Consider the following 15,096-nt stretch of genomic DNA (forward strand, 5'->3'; position numbering starts at 1 on the left):
CAGACATGAGCAGCAAGACCCGCGCCGTCCTCACCGCCGGCGTCCTCGCCGTGGCCCTCGGGCTCGGTGCCACCGCCGAGGCCTCGGCCGGCGCGCCGCGCAGCGTCGGCGGCGACCCGGCCGACAACATCAGCCGAATCGCCGACTTCTACGGCGCCTACATCGACGCGGAGAGCGACCCGGACGGCAGCGGCAACCTGCCCACCGCGCTGCGTGCCTACTACATCGCCCCGACCTACCTGAAGAAGCTCAAGGCCTGGGAGAACCGCGAGCACGCGGACGGGGTGCTGCGGGCCCAGAACACCCCGCTCAAGTGGAAGGTCACGGACAACGGCACCGGAAAGTACACGGAGGCCGTCATCACGCTCACCTGGAGCCGCAACACCACCTCGAAGCTGGTCGTCGACATGACCCGTGACACCCACAAGATCGTCAACATCGGCACCAAGGGCCTCGGGAGCAAGTAGCCGGAAGGACAGGTTTCGGCCAGGTTCGCCGGTGCCGCGGACCGTGTGAAACAGCTCGGGGGGCTGCGTGCGGGGCTGAATCACGCCGGGTCCGCAGCACCCTTGGCGCGTACGGGGCGGTCCGGGCGACGACGTACGGGCCGGAGCGGGCCCGGGACATGGCCGAACACCCGGTCGTCATCGGCGTGACATGACTGGCCCGTGCCCGAGCGGGCATGGATCCCCGTGAACGTGTTCGATCAGGAGGGGAACCGGCAAACAGCGTGCGGGCGGGGGTCATGAACAGTCAGGCACGAGGGGGCGGTCCCGTGGCCATCGGGGCCTCCTCGGCGCAGACGGCGGGGGAAGAGACCGACACGACGGAACGGGGAAACCCGTCGCAGCTCAGGCGCCGGCTGGGACGGTCGGACCTGCGGGCGGTGCCCGAGGCGCGCAGGGAACTGCGCGAACTGCTGCGGCACTGGGGGCGGCCCGGCCGCTCCGAGATCGCGGAACTGCTCACCAGCGAGCTCGTCACCAACGCGCTCGTCCACACCGACCGGGAGGCGGTCCTGACGGCCGTCGTGGAACCGGGTCAACTGCGGGTGGAGGTACGTGACTTCGTGGCCCGCAGGCCGCGGATGTGCGCCCCCGGCAGCGACACGGGCGACGGCACGCACGGCCGGGGCCTGGTGCTGGTCGACGCCTTCGCCGACGCGTGGGGCGTCCAGCCGCACGAGGTCGGCAAGTCGGTGTGGTTCGAACTGGACGCGGAGGCCGCCTAGCCGGTGCCTCGAACCCAACGGGACGGGGGCGTGACCCTGAAGGTCACGCCCCCGTCCCGAGGTGCTGTGCGGCAGCGGGCGATCAGCCGAACTGCTGCTCCAGGTCCTTGAGCTTGCGCTCCAGGGAGTCGAGGCGCGGAAGCGCCATTGTGTCGTCCTCCGCGGTCAGGTCGACCGTGATCGGGTCAGACCCTTTGCGGACGGGCTGGAGGGAGGGCCGCTGGCGTACGGGCAGCTGCTCCGGCGCCGATATGGCAGGCTCCGCAGTGGGCTGGGAGGCACGCTCCACCTGGTGCTGCACCTCGTCCTGCCGGCCACGTCCGACGAAGCCGCGGTGGCCGCGGCTTATCGCCTTCAGCTGGGCCCGCTCCAGACGGTCCTGCTCGCGGCGGCGCAGCCGGTTCGTCTCCTTCTGCCGCTTGTCCTCGCGCACCTCGTCGACCGCCTCGTCCAGGCTGCGCACGCCTTCGAGGAGCATCAGCGACCAGGCCTTGTAGGTCTCGCGGGGGGCGCGCAGCCAGCGGACGATACGGATCTGCGGCAGCGGGCGCGGAACCAGGCCCTGCTCGCGCAGGGCGGCCTTGCGGGTCTGCTTCAGCGCGCGGTCGAAGAGGACGGCCGCGGACAGCGACATGCCGGCGAAGAACTGCGGAGCGCCCGCGTGGTCGACGCCCCTGGGCGCGTGCACCCAGTTGAACCAGGCCGCGGCACCCGCGAAGGTCCACACGAGTATCCGGGAGCCGAGGGCCGCGTCACCGTGGCTCGCCTCGCGCACCGCGAGGACGGAGGAGAACATCGCCGCGCCGTCCAGACCGAACGGCACGAGGTACTCCCAGCCGTCGGAGAGGCCGAGGTTCTGCTGGCCGAAGCCGACCAGCCCGCGGAACGAGAGGGCCGCCGCGACCGACGCGGAGGCGAACAGGAGCGCGTAGGAGACGGTGCCGTACACGGCTTCCTTGCGCCGCCGGCGCTCCTCGCTGCGCTCCCACGAGTCGTCCTTCGCGTGCTCCCCGCCGGACCGCTTGGATCGCGCGAGCACCGCCACCGCGACCAGCATGCCCAGGAGCAGTACGGCGCCGGGAAGCAGCCAGTTCAGCGATATGTCGGTCAGTCTCATCTAGGGGTCCCTTGCATTGGGATAGGGCGTATCGCCCGCCATAGTGGCCCAATCCCACTGGCCCTCAGGGGGTTTCGGGGCAAGAGGCCGCCAAGGAAGTGCAAGGGGATGCCCCAGGGCGGCATTCTGCTCGAACTGCCGCGTGAGGGGCGGGAGTTGAGTTCGAGTAAGACTACCCATACGGGTGGTTCCTCGGAAAGTTCCTGCGGCAAGTGAGGAAGTTGTGAATTCCCTGTCCGCGCAGGAGCGATCTTGCCACCGGTGATCCTAGTGGATGCGGGGGAGTGCCGTGTCCCGGGGGTCGGTGCCGCGGGCGGGCTGAGGGCGACTCAGGCCGCCGCTGCCGCCGCGAGTTTGGCGATCCTGACGTCGTCGCAGGTCCGCGGGCAGGTGGCGCAGGTGTCCTCGGGGCGCAGCGTGTAGTACATGCAGCAGCTCGCCCGGTCCCGGGTGGGCAGCGGCTCCCCGGCCGGTCCCGACAGCACCCGGAACGCGGCCGAACCGACGTACGGCTTGGTCGCGCCCGGCAGCAGCTGTTCGAGTTCGCGTACGGCCCGAGCCTCGTCCCCGAGCAGTCCGGCGATGTACCAGAGCCCCTCGACGACCTCGTCCGTCGCCATGCCCCACAGTGCCCGCCCGCGCCGCCGCATCCGCGGCCCGAAGCCCCCGAGGACCGGCTCCAGGTGCTCGGCGACGGCCGCCCGCACCTCCGCCCGCAGCGCCTCCTCGCCGGAAACGACGACCGCGCCGGGCAGCGCCGCCGCCGGGTCCCCGGGGAGACAGGCGAAGGAGGCGACGCGTACGGCCATCCGGCCCGCCGTGCGGTCGTACGACACCTCGGTCGCGGGGAGGCGGGGGACCCGGCGGTCCAGGAACCAGGGGAGGGTGATCAGGAGGCAGGCGGCCCAGCCGTAGCGGTGCAGGCCGAAGGTGGCGACCACGTCGGGGCGGGCCGGCTTCCCCTCGTCCCGCAGGATCTGGTCCTCGTCCCAGGCGAGGAAGGCGTCCAGCGCGCCGCCGCCCGCCGCCAGCTCGGCGGCGCCGACCCAGCCGCCGCCCCGGGGGGCGGGGTCGCCCGGCCCCAGCTCCGTGACCACCAGGTCCGGGCAGACCTCGGTGAGGCGCGCGTAGGCCGCGGAGACGACGGACGCGACGGGGGCGGCGGGGGCGGCGGGGGCGACAGGGACGGGGGAGGGCATGGGCTACCGCCGATCGGGTCCGGGCCGACTGTCAGATAAGTAAGCCTTACCTTACCCAGTCGTTCGGAAATTTGAACCAGCGCCTTGTGCGCCTAAGGTGCTTGACGGACAAGTAACAACCCGCCGTTAATGACCCAAGTGCCGACGAGCCGGAGGAGGACCCGTGAACCAGCGCGCGCACGCGGCTCCCGCCGAGACGGCGAGGGTGCCGGCGCAGTCGCGGTCCGAGGAGTCGGCCCGGCAGACACCCGGTTTCCCCGCCGGCCCGTCGGCTGCCCGGGGCGAGCACACCCACGGCGAACGGCCGATCCCGCAGCCCAGGCCCGCCGTGCAGCGGGCGTCCGTACGCGGACAGATCCTCGACGCGCTGCGTACCGCCCTGGTCGGCGGGGAACTGGCGCCCGGCGAGGTCTACTCGGCACCGGCGCTGGGGGAGCGGTTCGGGGTCTCGGCGACGCCGGTGCGCGAGGCGATGCAGCAGCTGGCGCTGGAGGGCGCGGTCGAGGTCGTGCCCAACCGCGGCTTCCGGGTCGTCGAGCGGGGCGCCCGCGAGCTCGCGGAACTCGCCGAGGTACGGGCGCTGATCGAGGTACCGGTGATGCTGCGGCTGGCGCGCAGCGTCCCGGCCGAACGGTGGGCCGCCTTGCGGCCGCTCGCCGAGGAGTCGGTCCGGGTGGCGGCGACGGGATGCCGGGCGACGTACGCGGAGGCCGACCGGGCCTTCCACCGGGCGGTGCTGGGCCTGGCGGGCAACGAGCAGCTGGTGCAGATCGCGGAGGACCTGCACCGGCGGGCGCTGCCGCTGCGCGGGGCCCGGGCCGAGCTGATGGCGGACGCGGCCGAGCACGCGGGGTTGCTGGAGGCGTTGATCGCGGGGGAGCTGGATGCGGTGCGGAGGCTGGTGGCCGGGCATTTCGCCGCCGCCGGCTGACAGGGGGAGGGCGTTGGCGCGGCTTCGCGCCGAGAGGGCGGCGGTCGTCGTCCGCCCGCGCCCCGGCGGGGGTCGCTCGCGCAGTTCCCCGCGCCCCTGAAAGACAGAAACCCAGCCGCGGGCAGTCGTGCCGCAGGGCGGCACGGGTGGGCGCGGCGGCACCCGGTAAGCGCCGGTAAGCGTCCCCACCCCCGCCCCGGCCCAGCTCAGCTGCCGCCCTGCGCGGTCTTCTGGTACGCGTCGTGCCACGCGGCCTTCGCGCCCGAGTCGCCTATCCGGTAGACGTCGACGACCGCGCCTGCCGCCACGGCCACCGACAGCACGCCCACGACGATCCGCACCGGCAGGGCCGACCGGCGACCGCCCTCGCCGGGAGCCTGCTCAGGACCGCCCCGGCGCGTCGCCCACCACACCACCGTGGCCAGCACGAACAGCCCCAGGGCCCACGGCAGCAGCCCGTCGCCCAGCTCGGTGTGCCGGCGGACCAGGGTGTCCTCGGTCACATGCCGCTCCAGCCACTCGCCGGCCTGCGTCGTCAACGGCACGCTGACCAGGGCCACGAAGGCCAGCACGGGCAGCAGCACGCCCAGCCGCCGGGCGGCCCGCGGCCACAGCGCGGCGGCCACCAGGGCGAGTGCGGTCAGCGGAACCAGCACGACGACGATGTGGACCAGCAGGACATGGGCCGGCAGCCCGTTGACGGTGCTCATGGCGAAGCGCTCCTGAGAGGGTCGGGGCGCGTCACGCTGCCACAGCAGACTCTCAGTTTCCTCTGAGCCCGGTCTCAGGCGGTCGCCGCTCCCGGTGCCGGCGGTGTCAGCTGCCGCGCCAGCCAGGTGGGGACGCCGCCCAGCAGCCGGAACAGACGGCCCGCCTCCTCGCGCAGCCGCGACGCCTCCGGCTCGGACTCCGTGTCGGCGAGGGAGGCCAGCGCCGGAGCCGTGCCCACCAGGTAGCCCAGTTCCTCCCGGATCCGCAGCGACTCCGCGAACCCGTGCCGTGCCTCCGCCAACTCCCCGTCCCGCAGCGCCAGTCCGGCCAGATGCCGCCAGGTGAAGGAGAGCAGGAGCGGATCGGCGTGGGCGGTGGCGGCGGCGTGCGCGCGGCGGTAGGCGGCGCGGGCCGCCTGCGGGGAGCGGGTCAGGTTCTCCGCCAGCAGGCCCCGGCGGAAGTCGAGCAGCGCCCGGCCCGGCGCCCCCGGCGGGATCAGTGCCGCCGCCCTCCCGAGCGCCGCCCGTGCCTCGTCCGCCCGGTCGCGGACGCCGTGCAGGGTGGCCGCGTAGGCGAGTTGGCCGCGTTCGCAGGCCGCCGCGCCCCGCTCCTCGTCGGTCCGGGCCACCGCCTCCGCCGTCCGCAGCGCGTCCTCGGCCTCCTCCCAGCTCCCCTCGGTGTACAGACACCGCTCGACCATCAGCCCCGCCCGCTGCAGGGTGTACGCCGGCGTGTCCGACGGCAGCAGAGCCGCCGCGTCGGCCCAGCAGGCCCGCGAGCGCAGCCGCCACACCGCGGTCTGGAGCGGATCGTCACCGTCGGTCGTTCCGTTCCCAGACATGGCGGAATACGCCACGTTGCCCTCCCCTAGCGCGCCGTCGAGCAGTGAAGTGGTGGCCGCATTCCAGCACCGATCGCCGCGCGGGGCCAAGAGGGTGGGTGAATAATTTCACAAAGTCGTGGGACGGCGACGGCACTTGGCGCGACCCGGTCGCACGCCCGCGTGACCTCAACTCATCCGCAACGCCAAGAAGAAATCGAGCTTGTCCTCCAGCCGGGACAGGTCCCGGCCCGTCAACTGCTCGATCCTCCCCACGCGATAGCGCAGCGTGTTGACGTGCAGGTGGAGGCGGGTGGCGCAGCGGGTCCAGGAGCCGTCGCAGTCGAGGAACGCCTCCAGGGTGGGGATCAGTTCGGCCCGGTGGCGGCGGTCGTAGTCGTGCAGCGGATCCAGGAGGCGGGCGGTGAACGCGCGGCGGACGTCGTCGGGGACGAACGGGAGCAGCAGGACGTGCGAGGCCAGCTCCTGGTGACCGGCCGCGCAGACCCGGCCCGGGCGGGCCGCCGCCACCCGGCGGGCGTGCCGGGCCTCCTCCAGCGCGCCGCGCAGCCCCTCCGCCGAATGCACGGCCGCGCTGACGCCGAGGGTGACCCGGCCGTCGTCGTCGAGACCCGCCGCCAGCGGGCCCCGTACGGCCTCCAGGAGGACGTCGGCGTGGATGCCGGATTCGGAGCCGTCGTGCTCGGCGGTGACGGCGGGCAGCGGCACGAGGGCGATCGCCTCGTCGCCGGTGTGCGCCACCGCTATCCGGTCGGAGGGCTCCGGGCCGGTCGCCACCGGGTCGACCAGGATCTCCTCCAGGAGGGACTGCGCGACCGGGCCCCCCTCGACCTCCCCGCCGTCCCACTCGGCCCGGGCCACGACCACCTGCCAGTGCGGGGCCGCCCCGAGCCCGGGCAGCAGGACCGGCGCGGCCACCCGCAGCCGGGCCGCGATCTCGGCCGGGGCCGCGCCCGTCTGCACCAGCTCCAGCACCTCCTGCGCGAGCCTGCGCCGCACCGTGCGGGCCGCGTCACGGCGGTCGCGCTCCACGGCGATCAGCTGGGTGACGCCCTGGAGCAGGTCCAGCCGCTCCTCGGGCCAGTCGCCGGCGTCCGCCTCCACCGCGAGCAGCCAGTCCGACAGCACGGTCTCCCGCACGTCCCGCGCGCCCTGCGCGGAACGGCCGCTGGCGCGGATCGGGAACAGGGAGTAGGTCGTGCCGCCGAGCAGCACGCGGTGCGGGCCGCGACGGCCGGTGCGGGTGGCGGCCAGGTGCTCGGCGGCCAGACCGGCGCAGGTCTCGGCGGGCAGCGCGGGCCCCGACACCTTGGAGCCCGCGATCAGACGGCCCGCCGGGGACAGCACCCAGGCACGCAGGTCCAGATCGGAACCGAGCAGGTCCAGGACCACGTCGGGCCCGCCGCCCGCCGGACCCGAGGTCATCATCCGCCGGTGCCGGTCCACCACTGCCGCCAGATCCCCGGCGCGCTCGCCGCTGACCTGCCGTACGACATGCTCGGTGATCGTTGCGAACGCCACCGACTCGTGCACCGCGAAGAGCGGGAGGCGGTGGCGCGCGCAGGCCGCGGCCAGGTCGTCCGGGACGGCCCCCAGCTCCGCCTCACCGGCCGCCAGCGCCACCACCCCGGCCTGCACCAGCAGCCGTACGAACGGCTCGGAGTCCGCCGCGTCCCGGCGCCACGCCAGGCCCGTCAGCACCAGCTCGCCGCCGGACAGGTAGCGGCTCGGGTCGCGCAGGTCGGTGGTCATCACCCCGCGCACGGTACGGTCCAGCTCGTCCTCGCCGCCGAGCAGCCGCAGGCCCAGCGCATCGGTGTCCAGCAGTGCGCGCAGCCGCATCTCGTCGCCGCCGTTCTGTGTCTCGAAATCTACGATGAATCTTGAAGGGTCACGGGGAAGGCACCCGGCGGGCGCCCCCGCGGGCCGTCACCAAGGGCTGCCGGGCCGCGACCGGTGGTCGCCAGGGCGTTTCCTGCGTTTCCACAGGAAAACCAAGAGGTTACTGATGACCTCCGTTCATACGAATCTACAAGATGCCCGTGCTGGCCAGCCAACTCCTTCATGGTTTCAGTGACTGACCCCGCTGGAGTAAGGGGCGGTGTACTGGCGTCATTCCGCGTTAACAGGACATGAACGAGCCGGGCCCGCCGCACACGGATTGGCTCAATCCGCACGACTCACGAGACTCACGAGACGGAGAAGAGAGCCGGTCATGGACTTCCTTCGCCCCGCCAGCTGGGAGGAGGCGCTCGCCACGAAGGCCGAGCACCCCACCGCAGTGCCGATCGCGGGTGGCACCGATGTGATGGTCGAGATCAACTTCGACCACCGCCGGCCCGAGTACCTCCTCGATCTCAACCGCATCGGCGATCTCTACGAATGGGAGGTCGGCGAGGAGAGCGTACGGCTCGGCGCCTCCGTCCCGTACACCCGCATCATGGAGAACCTCCGCGCCGAACTCCCCGGTCTCGCCCTCGCCTCGCATACCGTCGCCTCCCCGCAGATCCGCAACCGCGGCGGCGTCGGCGGCAACCTCGGCACCGCCTCCCCGGCCGGCGACGCCCACCCCGCGCTGCTCGCGGCCGGCGCCCAGGTCGAGGCCGAGTCGGTGCGCGGCACCCGGCTCATCCCCATCGACGACTTCTACACCGGCGTCAAGCGCAACGCCCTCGCCCCCGACGAACTGATCCGCGCGGTCCACGTGCAGAAGGCCGACGGACCGCAGCAGTACTCCAAGGTCGGCACGCGCAACGCCATGGTGATCGCCGTGTGCGCCTTCGGGCTCGCCCTGCACCCCGGGACGCGGACCGTGCGGACCGGGATCGGCTCGGCCGCCCCGACGCCCGTGCGCGCGAAGACCGCCGAGGACTTCCTCAACGCCGCGCTCGACGAGGGCGGCTTCTGGGACAACGGGAAGATCATCACCCCGTCCGTCGCCAAGCAGTTCGCGGACCTGTGCGCCGCCGCCTGCAACCCGATCGACGACGTCCGGGGCACCGCGAGCTACCGCCGGCACGCGGTCGGCGTGATGGCCCGCCGGACGCTCACCTGGACCTGGGAGTCGTACCGCGGCACTACTTTTCAGAAGGGGAGTGTCGCCTGATGCGCGTCAACTTCACCGTCAACGGACGACCGCAGGAAGCCGACGACGTCTGGGAGGGCGAGTCCCTGCTGTACGTGCTGCGGGAACGGCTCGGCCTGCCCGGCTCCAAGAACGCCTGCGAACAGGGCGAGTGCGGCTCCTGCACCGTCCGCCTGGACGGCGTGCCCGTGTGCTCCTGCCTGGTCGCGGCGGGGCAGGTGGAGGGGCGGGAGGTCGTCACCGTGGAGGGGCTGGCGGAGTTCGCGGAGCGGCGGGCCTGCGGGGGCGGGACGGACGACTCTGCCGGTGCTATGTCACATGTCACGCGTGACAGCTCACAGAGCTGGCAGCCCAAGCCCCCCGCCGACTCCCAGACCGGCGAACGCACCCGACTCTCCCCCGTCCAGCAGGCCTTCATCGACGCCGGCGCCGTCCAGTGCGGCTTCTGCACCCCCGGCCTCCTGGTCGCCGCCGACGAGATGCTGGAGCGCAACCCCAACCCGAGCGACGCGGACATCCGCGAGGCGCTCTCGGGCAACCTGTGCCGCTGCACCGGCTACGAGAAGATCATGGACGCGGTCCGCCTCGCGGCCGCCCGGCAGGGAGAGGCGGTCTGAACCGGATGCCCAGCAACAGCGCGCCCCTCGGCACGCCCACCAAGGTCACCCAGGGTTCCCAGACCAGGGGCGGCATCGGCGAGTCCACCCTCCGCCCCGACGGCACTCTCAAGGTCACCGGCGAGTTCGCGTACTCGTCCGACATGTGGCACGAGGACATGCTCTGGGGCCAGATCCTCCGCTCCACGGTCGCGCACGCCGAGATCGTCTCGATCGACACCGGCGAGGCACTCGCCCAGCCCGGCGTCTACGCCGTCATGACCTACGACGACCTGCCCACCGAGGTGAAGAACTACGGCCTGGAGATCCAGGACACCCCGGTCCTCGCGCACGGCAAGGTACGCCACCACGGCGAACCGGTCGCCATCGTCGCCGCCGACCACCCGGAGACCGCCCGCCGGGCAGCCGCCAAGATCAAGGTCGAGTACCGCGAGCTGCCCGTCATCACCGACGAGGCCTCCGCCACCGCCCCGGACGCGATCCACGTCCACGAGAACCGCGACGACCACCACATCGGCCACGTCCCGCACCCCAACATCGTGCACCGTCAGCCGATCGTCCGCGGCGACGCCGACGAGGCCGCGAAGCGCGCCGACGTCATCGTCAAGGGCGAGTACTACTTCGGCATGCAGGACCAGGCCTTCCTCGGCCCCGAGTCCGGCCTCGCGGTCCCCGAGGAGGACGGCGGCGTCCACCTCTACATCGCCACCCAGTGGCTGCACAGCGACCTGCGCCAGATCGCGCCCGTCCTCGGCCTGCCCGAGGACAAGGTGCGGATGACGCTCTCCGGCGTCGGCGGCGCGTTCGGTGGCCGCGAGGACCTGTCGATGCAGATCCACGCCTGCCTGCTGGCGCTGCGCACCGGCAAGCCGGTCAAGATCGTCTACAACCGCTTCGAGTCCTTCTTCGGGCACGTCCACCGCCACCCGGCCCGCCTCTACTACGAGCACGGGGCCACCCGCGAGGGCAAGTTGACGCACGTCAAGTGCCGGATCGTGCTCGACGGCGGCGCGTACGCCTCCGCCTCCCCGGCCGTGGTCGGCAACGCCTCCTCGCTCGGCATCGGGCCCTACGTCGTCGACGACGTCGAGATCGAGGCCATCGCCCTCTACACCAACAACCCGCCGTGCGGCGCGATGCGCGGCTTCGGCGCGGTCCAGGCGTGCTTCGCCTACGAGGCCCAGATGGACAAGGTCGCGAAGCAACTCGGCATGGACCCGGTGGAGTTCAGGAAGCTGAACGCCATGGAGCAGGGCACGCTCATGCCGACCGGGCAGCCGGTCGACTCGCCCGCCCCGGTCGCCGAACTCCTGCGCCGGGTCACCGCGATGCCCCTGCCGCCCGAGCGCCAGTGGGAGAGCAGCGAGGGCGCCGACGTACGGCAGCTGCCCGGAGGGCTGTCCAACACCACGCACGGCGAAGGTGTCGTACGCGGCATCGGATACGCGGTCGGCATCAAGAACGTCGGCTTCTCCGAGGGGTTCGACGACTACTCGACCGCGCGGGTGCGCATGGAGGTGGCCGGCGGCGAGCCGGTGGCCGTCGTGCACACCGCGATGGCGGAGGTCGGGCAGGGCGGCGTCACCGTCCACGCGCAGATCGCCCGGACCGAGCTGGGCGTCGCCCAGGTGACCATCCACCCCGCCAACACCGAGGTGGGCTCTGCCGGTTCGACCTCGGCCTCCCGGCAGACGTACGTCACCGGCGGCGCCGTGAAGAACTCCTGCGAGCTGGTCCGGGAGAAGGTCCTGGAGCTGGGCCGCCGCAGGTTCGGCACGTACCACCCGGCCTGGGCCACCGCCGAACTGCTCCTGGAGGGCGGCAAGGTCGTCACCGACGGCGGCGAGGTCCTCGCCGACCTGGTGGACGTCCTCGGCGAGGAGGCCGTGGAGATCGAGGCGGAGTGGCGGCACCGGGCGACCGTCCCCTTCGACCTGCACACCGGGCAGGGCAACGGCCATGTCCAGTACAGCTTCGCCGCGCACCGCGCGGTCGTCGAGGTCGACACCGAACTGGGCCTGGTGAAGGTGATCGAGCTGGCCTGCGCCCAGGACGTCGGCAAGGCGCTCAACCCGCTCTCCGTCGTCGGCCAGATCCAGGGCGGTACGACCCAGGGCCTGGGCATCGCGGTGATGGAGGAGATCATCGTCGACCCGAAGACCGCGAAGGTCAGGAACCCGTCCTTCACGGACTACCTGATCCCGACCATCCTCGACACGCCGACCATCCCGGTCGACGTCCTCGAACTCGCCGACGACCACGCCCCGTACGGGCTCCGCGGCATCGGCGAGGCCCCGACCCTGTCCTCGACCCCGGCGGTCCTCGCGGCGATCCGCAACGCGACCGGTCTGGAGCTCAACAGGACACCGGTCCGCCCGGAACACCTGACGGGCAACGCGTAACCAGGGCGTGGCCGCGGCCTGCGGCCACGCCGCACCGCGGCACCCCGGCGCCGGGCACCTGCTCAACTCCCCGGCGCCAACCCCCGAAGCGTGCACCTCCGGGCCGTCCCCCGGGTCATGCACTTCCCAAATCCCGCGTACCGCCGAAGGCATCGGCGGGCACGGGGGCCCCTGTGAACCTTGGGAGACGGCACCATGACCCAGCAGTCACTCGAACCCAGGGCGACGGCCGAAGACGCGGGAGAAGGCACCCGCGTCCCGGCCGGACGGTCCTGGCTCGACCGGTACTTCCACATATCCCGGCGGGGATCGAGCGTCGCGCGTGAAGTGCGCGGCGGCGTCACCACCTTCATGGCGATGGCGTACATCCTCCTGCTCAACCCCCTGATCCTGTCCGGCAAGGACGCGGCCGGGGACATCCTCGGCCAGAAGGCGCTGATCACCGCGACGGCGTTCGCGGCGGCCTTCACCACGCTGCTGATGGGCCTCGTCGGCAAGGTGCCCCTCGCGCTCGCCGCCGGCCTCTCCGTCTCCGGCGTGCTCTCCTCGCAGGTCGCCCCGCAGATGACCTGGCCGCAGGCGATGGGCATGTGCGTGATGTACGGCGTCGTCATCATGCTCCTGGTCGTCACCGGCCTGCGCGAGATGATCATGAACGCGATCCCGCTCGCGCTCAAACACGGCATCACCATGGGCATCGGCCTGTTCATCGCCCTCATCGGCTTCTACAAGTCCGGCTTCGTGCACCAGGGCAAGGCCACCCCGGTCACCCTCGGCCCCGCCGGCGAACTGGCCGGCTGGCCGGTGCTGCTCTTCGCCGGCACCCTGCTGCTGATCTTCATGCTCCAGGCCCGGAACGTCCCCGGGGCCATCCTGATCGGCATCATCGGCGGCACGGTCGTGGCGGCCGTGCTCAACGGCCTGGGGGTCATCGACCCCAAGCAGTGGGCCGGCGGCGCCGCCCCCGAACTGCACGGTTCCGCCGTCTCCATGCCGGACTTCTCGCTCTTCGGGCACGTCGAGTTCGGCGGCTGGGGCAAGGTCGGCGCGATGACCGTGGCGATGATCGTCTTCACCCTGGTGCTCGCCGGGTTCTTCGACGCGATGGCCACCATCATCGGCGTCGGCACCGAGGCGCAGCTGGCCGACGACAAGGGCCGGATGCCGGGCCTGTCCAAGGCGCTGTTCATCGACGGCGCGGGCGGCGCGATCGGCGGGGTCGCGGGCGGCTCCGGGCAGACCGTGTTCATCGAGTCGGCGACCGGTGTCGGAGAGGGCGCCCGTACGGGTCTGGCCTCCGTCGTCACCGGCCTGTTCTTCGCGGCCTGTCTGTTCTTCACGCCGCTCACCGCGATCGTGCCGCAGGAGGTCGCGTCGGCCGCCCTGGTGGTCATCGGCGCGATGATGCTGATGAACGCCCGGCACGTGGACTGGGCCGACCGGGCCACCGCCATTCCGGTGTTCCTGACGGTCGTTCTGATGCCGTTCACGTACACGATCACCACGGGTGTGGCCGCGGGGGTGATCTCGTACACCGCCATCAAGGCAGCTCAGGGCCGGGCGCGGGAGATCGGGGCATTCATGTGGGGGCTGACGGGGATCTTCCTGGTCTATTTCGCCCTCCATCCCATTGAGAGCTGGTTGGGCGTCCACTAGGTCGCTCCGCTGGGAGAGCCGTGACGGGGCTGCGGTCGGTCGTTGTCCGCGGGTCCGTCGGGGCTGGTCGCGCAGTTCCCCGCGCCCCTTCGGGGCGCGCTGTCCCTGACCATGTGAGAAGGAGACCGAGACATGCTGGACATCGCCGAGGAGCTGAACCGGTGGGTCGCGGACGGACGTGACTTCGCCGTGGCCACGGTGGTGGCGGTCGGGGGGAGTGCGCCGCGGCAGCCCGGTGCCGCCCTTGCCGTGGACGGCGAGGGGACCGCCGTCGGCTCGGTGTCCGGCGGGTGTGTGGAGGGCGCCGTGTACGAGCTGTGCCGGCAGGCGCTGGAGGACGGGGAGACCGTTCTGGAGCGCTTCGGGTACAGCGACGAGGACGCGTTCGCCGTCGGCCTGACCTGCGGCGGCGTCATCGACATCCTCGTCACCCCGGTCCGGGCGGACGACCCCGCCCGGCCGGTGGTCGCCGCCGCGCTGGCCGCGGCCGCGCGCGGGTCGGCGGCGGCCCTCGCACGGGTCGTCACCGGGCCGGCGGAGCTGCTGGGCCGGGCCGTCCTGGTGGACGCCCACGGAGCCCACCAGGGCGGTTTCGGCGCCCATCCCGAGCTGGACCGTACGGTCGCCGCCGAGGCCGCCGCCTTCCTGGACGCGGGCCGCACCGGCACCCTGGAGATCGGAGAGCAGGGCTCTCGGTGCGGAGCACCGCTCACGGTGCTGGTCGAGTCGTCGGTCCCGCCGCCCCGGATGATCGTCTTCGGTGCGATCGACTTCGCGTCCGCGCTGGTCCGGGTCGGCAAGTTCCTCGGCTACCGGGTGACGGTGTGCGACGCGCGGCCCGTCTTCGCGACGCGGAACCGTTTCCCGGAGGCCGACGAGATCGTCGTCGAGTGGCCGCACCGGTACCTGGAGCGCGCGGAGGTCGACGGCCGTACCGTGCTGTGCGTCCTCACCCACGACGCCAAGTTCGACGTCCCGCTGCTCCGGCTCGCCCTCCGCCTGCCGGTGGCCTACGTCGGCGCGATGGGCTCCCGCCGCACCCACCTCGACCGCAACGAACGCCTGCGCGAGGTCGGCGTCACGGAACTGGAGCTGGCCCGCCTCCGCTCACCCATCGGCCTCGACCTCGGCGCTCGTACGCCCGAGGAGACCGCGCTGTCGATCGGGGCCGAGATCGTCGCGAACCGCCGGGGCGGCACCGGGGTCTCCCTGACCGGGGCGCACACCCCGATCCACCACGACGCGACGGCCTCGCCGCTCCCGGCACGGCGGATCGGGTCGGTGGCCTAGCCTGCCCCCGGCAGCC

At 72.5% G+C, this 15,096-nt stretch carries 13 protein-coding genes; 8 read left to right on the forward strand and 5 right to left on the reverse strand.

Features of this window, described 5'->3' with window-relative positions; translation table 11 throughout:
- Positions 1–5: 5 nt before the first annotated feature.
- Both ACGF5O_RS16495 and ACGF5O_RS16500 read left to right on the forward strand, forming a co-directional pair.
- A complete protein-coding gene (locus ACGF5O_RS16495) occupies positions 6–467 on the forward strand; it encodes a hypothetical protein (protein WP_393810570.1) in 462 nt (153 codons plus the stop codon).
- Positions 468–775: 308 nt separating this feature from the next.
- Positions 776–1,231: an ATP-binding protein gene (locus tag ACGF5O_RS16500; protein ID WP_393810571.1), complete on the forward strand. Its 456-nt coding sequence runs from the start codon at positions 776–778 to the stop codon at positions 1,229–1,231.
- 82 nt (positions 1,232–1,313) lie between these two features.
- Here the strand turns inward: ACGF5O_RS16500 and ACGF5O_RS16505 are convergent, their stop codons facing one another.
- Positions 1,314–2,348 (reverse strand): DUF2637 domain-containing protein, encoded by a 1,035-nt coding sequence (locus ACGF5O_RS16505; RefSeq protein ID WP_089104555.1) that lies wholly within the window; start codon positions 2,346–2,348, stop codon positions 1,314–1,316.
- 329 nt (positions 2,349–2,677) lie between these two features.
- Positions 2,678–3,547 (reverse strand): (2Fe-2S)-binding protein, encoded by an 870-nt coding sequence (locus tag ACGF5O_RS16510; RefSeq protein WP_393810572.1) that lies wholly within the window; start codon positions 3,545–3,547, stop codon positions 2,678–2,680.
- Between the two features lie 163 nt (positions 3,548–3,710).
- Here ACGF5O_RS16510 and ACGF5O_RS16515 point away from each other — a divergent pair, with 163 nt between their 5' ends.
- Positions 3,711–4,478: a GntR family transcriptional regulator gene (locus ACGF5O_RS16515; protein WP_393810573.1), complete on the forward strand. Its 768-nt coding sequence runs from the start codon at positions 3,711–3,713 to the stop codon at positions 4,476–4,478.
- 206 nt (positions 4,479–4,684) lie between these two features.
- On the opposite strand, the gene ACGF5O_RS16520 is transcribed toward ACGF5O_RS16515, so the two are convergent.
- From ACGF5O_RS16520 to ACGF5O_RS16530, 3 genes are all read right to left on the reverse strand, one after another.
- Positions 4,685–5,188: a DUF2231 domain-containing protein gene (locus ACGF5O_RS16520; RefSeq protein WP_393810574.1), complete on the reverse strand. Its 504-nt coding sequence runs from the start codon at positions 5,186–5,188 to the stop codon at positions 4,685–4,687.
- A gap of 74 nt (positions 5,189–5,262) precedes the next feature.
- Positions 5,263–6,030, reverse strand: a complete 768-nt coding sequence (locus tag ACGF5O_RS16525) for a hypothetical protein (RefSeq protein ID WP_393810575.1) — start codon at positions 6,028–6,030, stop codon at positions 5,263–5,265.
- A gap of 168 nt (positions 6,031–6,198) precedes the next feature.
- On the reverse strand, positions 6,199–7,872 hold the full coding sequence (locus tag ACGF5O_RS16530; protein WP_393810576.1) for a PucR family transcriptional regulator: 1,674 nt from the start codon (positions 7,870–7,872) through the stop codon (positions 6,199–6,201).
- 373 nt (positions 7,873–8,245) lie between these two features.
- Between ACGF5O_RS16530 and ACGF5O_RS16535 the strand changes: the two genes are divergently transcribed.
- The 5 genes from ACGF5O_RS16535 (at position 8,246) to ACGF5O_RS16555 (ending at position 15,080) form a co-directional block, all read left to right on the forward strand.
- Positions 8,246–9,136, forward strand: a complete 891-nt coding sequence (locus ACGF5O_RS16535; protein ID WP_393810577.1) for an FAD binding domain-containing protein — start codon at positions 8,246–8,248, stop codon at positions 9,134–9,136.
- On the forward strand, positions 9,136–9,732 hold the full coding sequence (locus ACGF5O_RS16540; RefSeq protein ID WP_393810578.1) for a (2Fe-2S)-binding protein: 597 nt from the start codon (positions 9,136–9,138) through the stop codon (positions 9,730–9,732). Before ACGF5O_RS16535 ends, ACGF5O_RS16540 begins: the two co-directional genes overlap by 1 nt.
- 5 nt (positions 9,733–9,737) lie before the next feature.
- Positions 9,738–12,134 (forward strand): xanthine dehydrogenase family protein molybdopterin-binding subunit, encoded by a 2,397-nt coding sequence (locus tag ACGF5O_RS16545; protein WP_393810579.1) that lies wholly within the window; start codon positions 9,738–9,740, stop codon positions 12,132–12,134.
- 195 nt (positions 12,135–12,329) lie between these two features.
- Complete coding sequence (locus ACGF5O_RS16550) at positions 12,330–13,790, forward strand: NCS2 family permease (RefSeq protein WP_393810580.1); 1,461 nt, start codon at positions 12,330–12,332, stop codon at positions 13,788–13,790.
- A gap of 132 nt (positions 13,791–13,922) precedes the next feature.
- The gene (locus ACGF5O_RS16555; RefSeq protein WP_393810581.1) at positions 13,923–15,080 is read left to right on the forward strand and encodes an XdhC family protein; all 1,158 of its coding nucleotides are present in this window, start codon (positions 13,923–13,925) and stop codon (positions 15,078–15,080) included.
- Positions 15,081–15,096 lie beyond the last annotated feature (16 nt).

This window comes from Streptomyces sp. NPDC048291 (genome assembly GCF_043201715.1).
In the GTDB taxonomy this organism is placed as follows: domain Bacteria; phylum Actinomycetota; class Actinomycetes; order Streptomycetales; family Streptomycetaceae; genus Streptomyces.

Excerpts from the sequence above, each read along its gene's own strand:
- ACGF5O_RS16505 (WP_089104555.1), bottom strand. The coding sequence starts at position 2,348 with ATGAGACTGACCGACATATCGCTGAACTGGCTGCTTCCCGGCGCCGTA.
- ACGF5O_RS16530 (WP_393810576.1), bottom strand. The coding sequence starts at position 7,872 with ATGCGGCTGCGCGCACTGCTGGACACCGATGCGCTGGGCCTGCGGCTG.
- ACGF5O_RS16495 (WP_393810570.1), top strand. The coding sequence starts at position 6 with ATGAGCAGCAAGACCCGCGCCGTCCTCACCGCCGGCGTCCTCGCCGTG.
- ACGF5O_RS16525 (WP_393810575.1), bottom strand. The coding sequence starts at position 6,030 with ATGTCTGGGAACGGAACGACCGACGGTGACGATCCGCTCCAGACCGCG.
- ACGF5O_RS16555 (WP_393810581.1), top strand. The coding sequence starts at position 13,923 with ATGCTGGACATCGCCGAGGAGCTGAACCGGTGGGTCGCGGACGGACGT.
- ACGF5O_RS16540 (WP_393810578.1), top strand. The coding sequence starts at position 9,136 with ATGCGCGTCAACTTCACCGTCAACGGACGACCGCAGGAAGCCGACGAC.
- ACGF5O_RS16545 (WP_393810579.1), top strand. The coding sequence starts at position 9,738 with ATGCCCAGCAACAGCGCGCCCCTCGGCACGCCCACCAAGGTCACCCAG.
- ACGF5O_RS16510 (WP_393810572.1), bottom strand. The coding sequence starts at position 3,547 with ATGCCCTCCCCCGTCCCTGTCGCCCCCGCCGCCCCCGCCGCCCCCGTC.
- ACGF5O_RS16535 (WP_393810577.1), top strand. The coding sequence starts at position 8,246 with ATGGACTTCCTTCGCCCCGCCAGCTGGGAGGAGGCGCTCGCCACGAAG.
- ACGF5O_RS16550 (WP_393810580.1), top strand. The coding sequence starts at position 12,330 with ATGACCCAGCAGTCACTCGAACCCAGGGCGACGGCCGAAGACGCGGGA.
- ACGF5O_RS16520 (WP_393810574.1), bottom strand. The coding sequence starts at position 5,188 with ATGAGCACCGTCAACGGGCTGCCGGCCCATGTCCTGCTGGTCCACATC.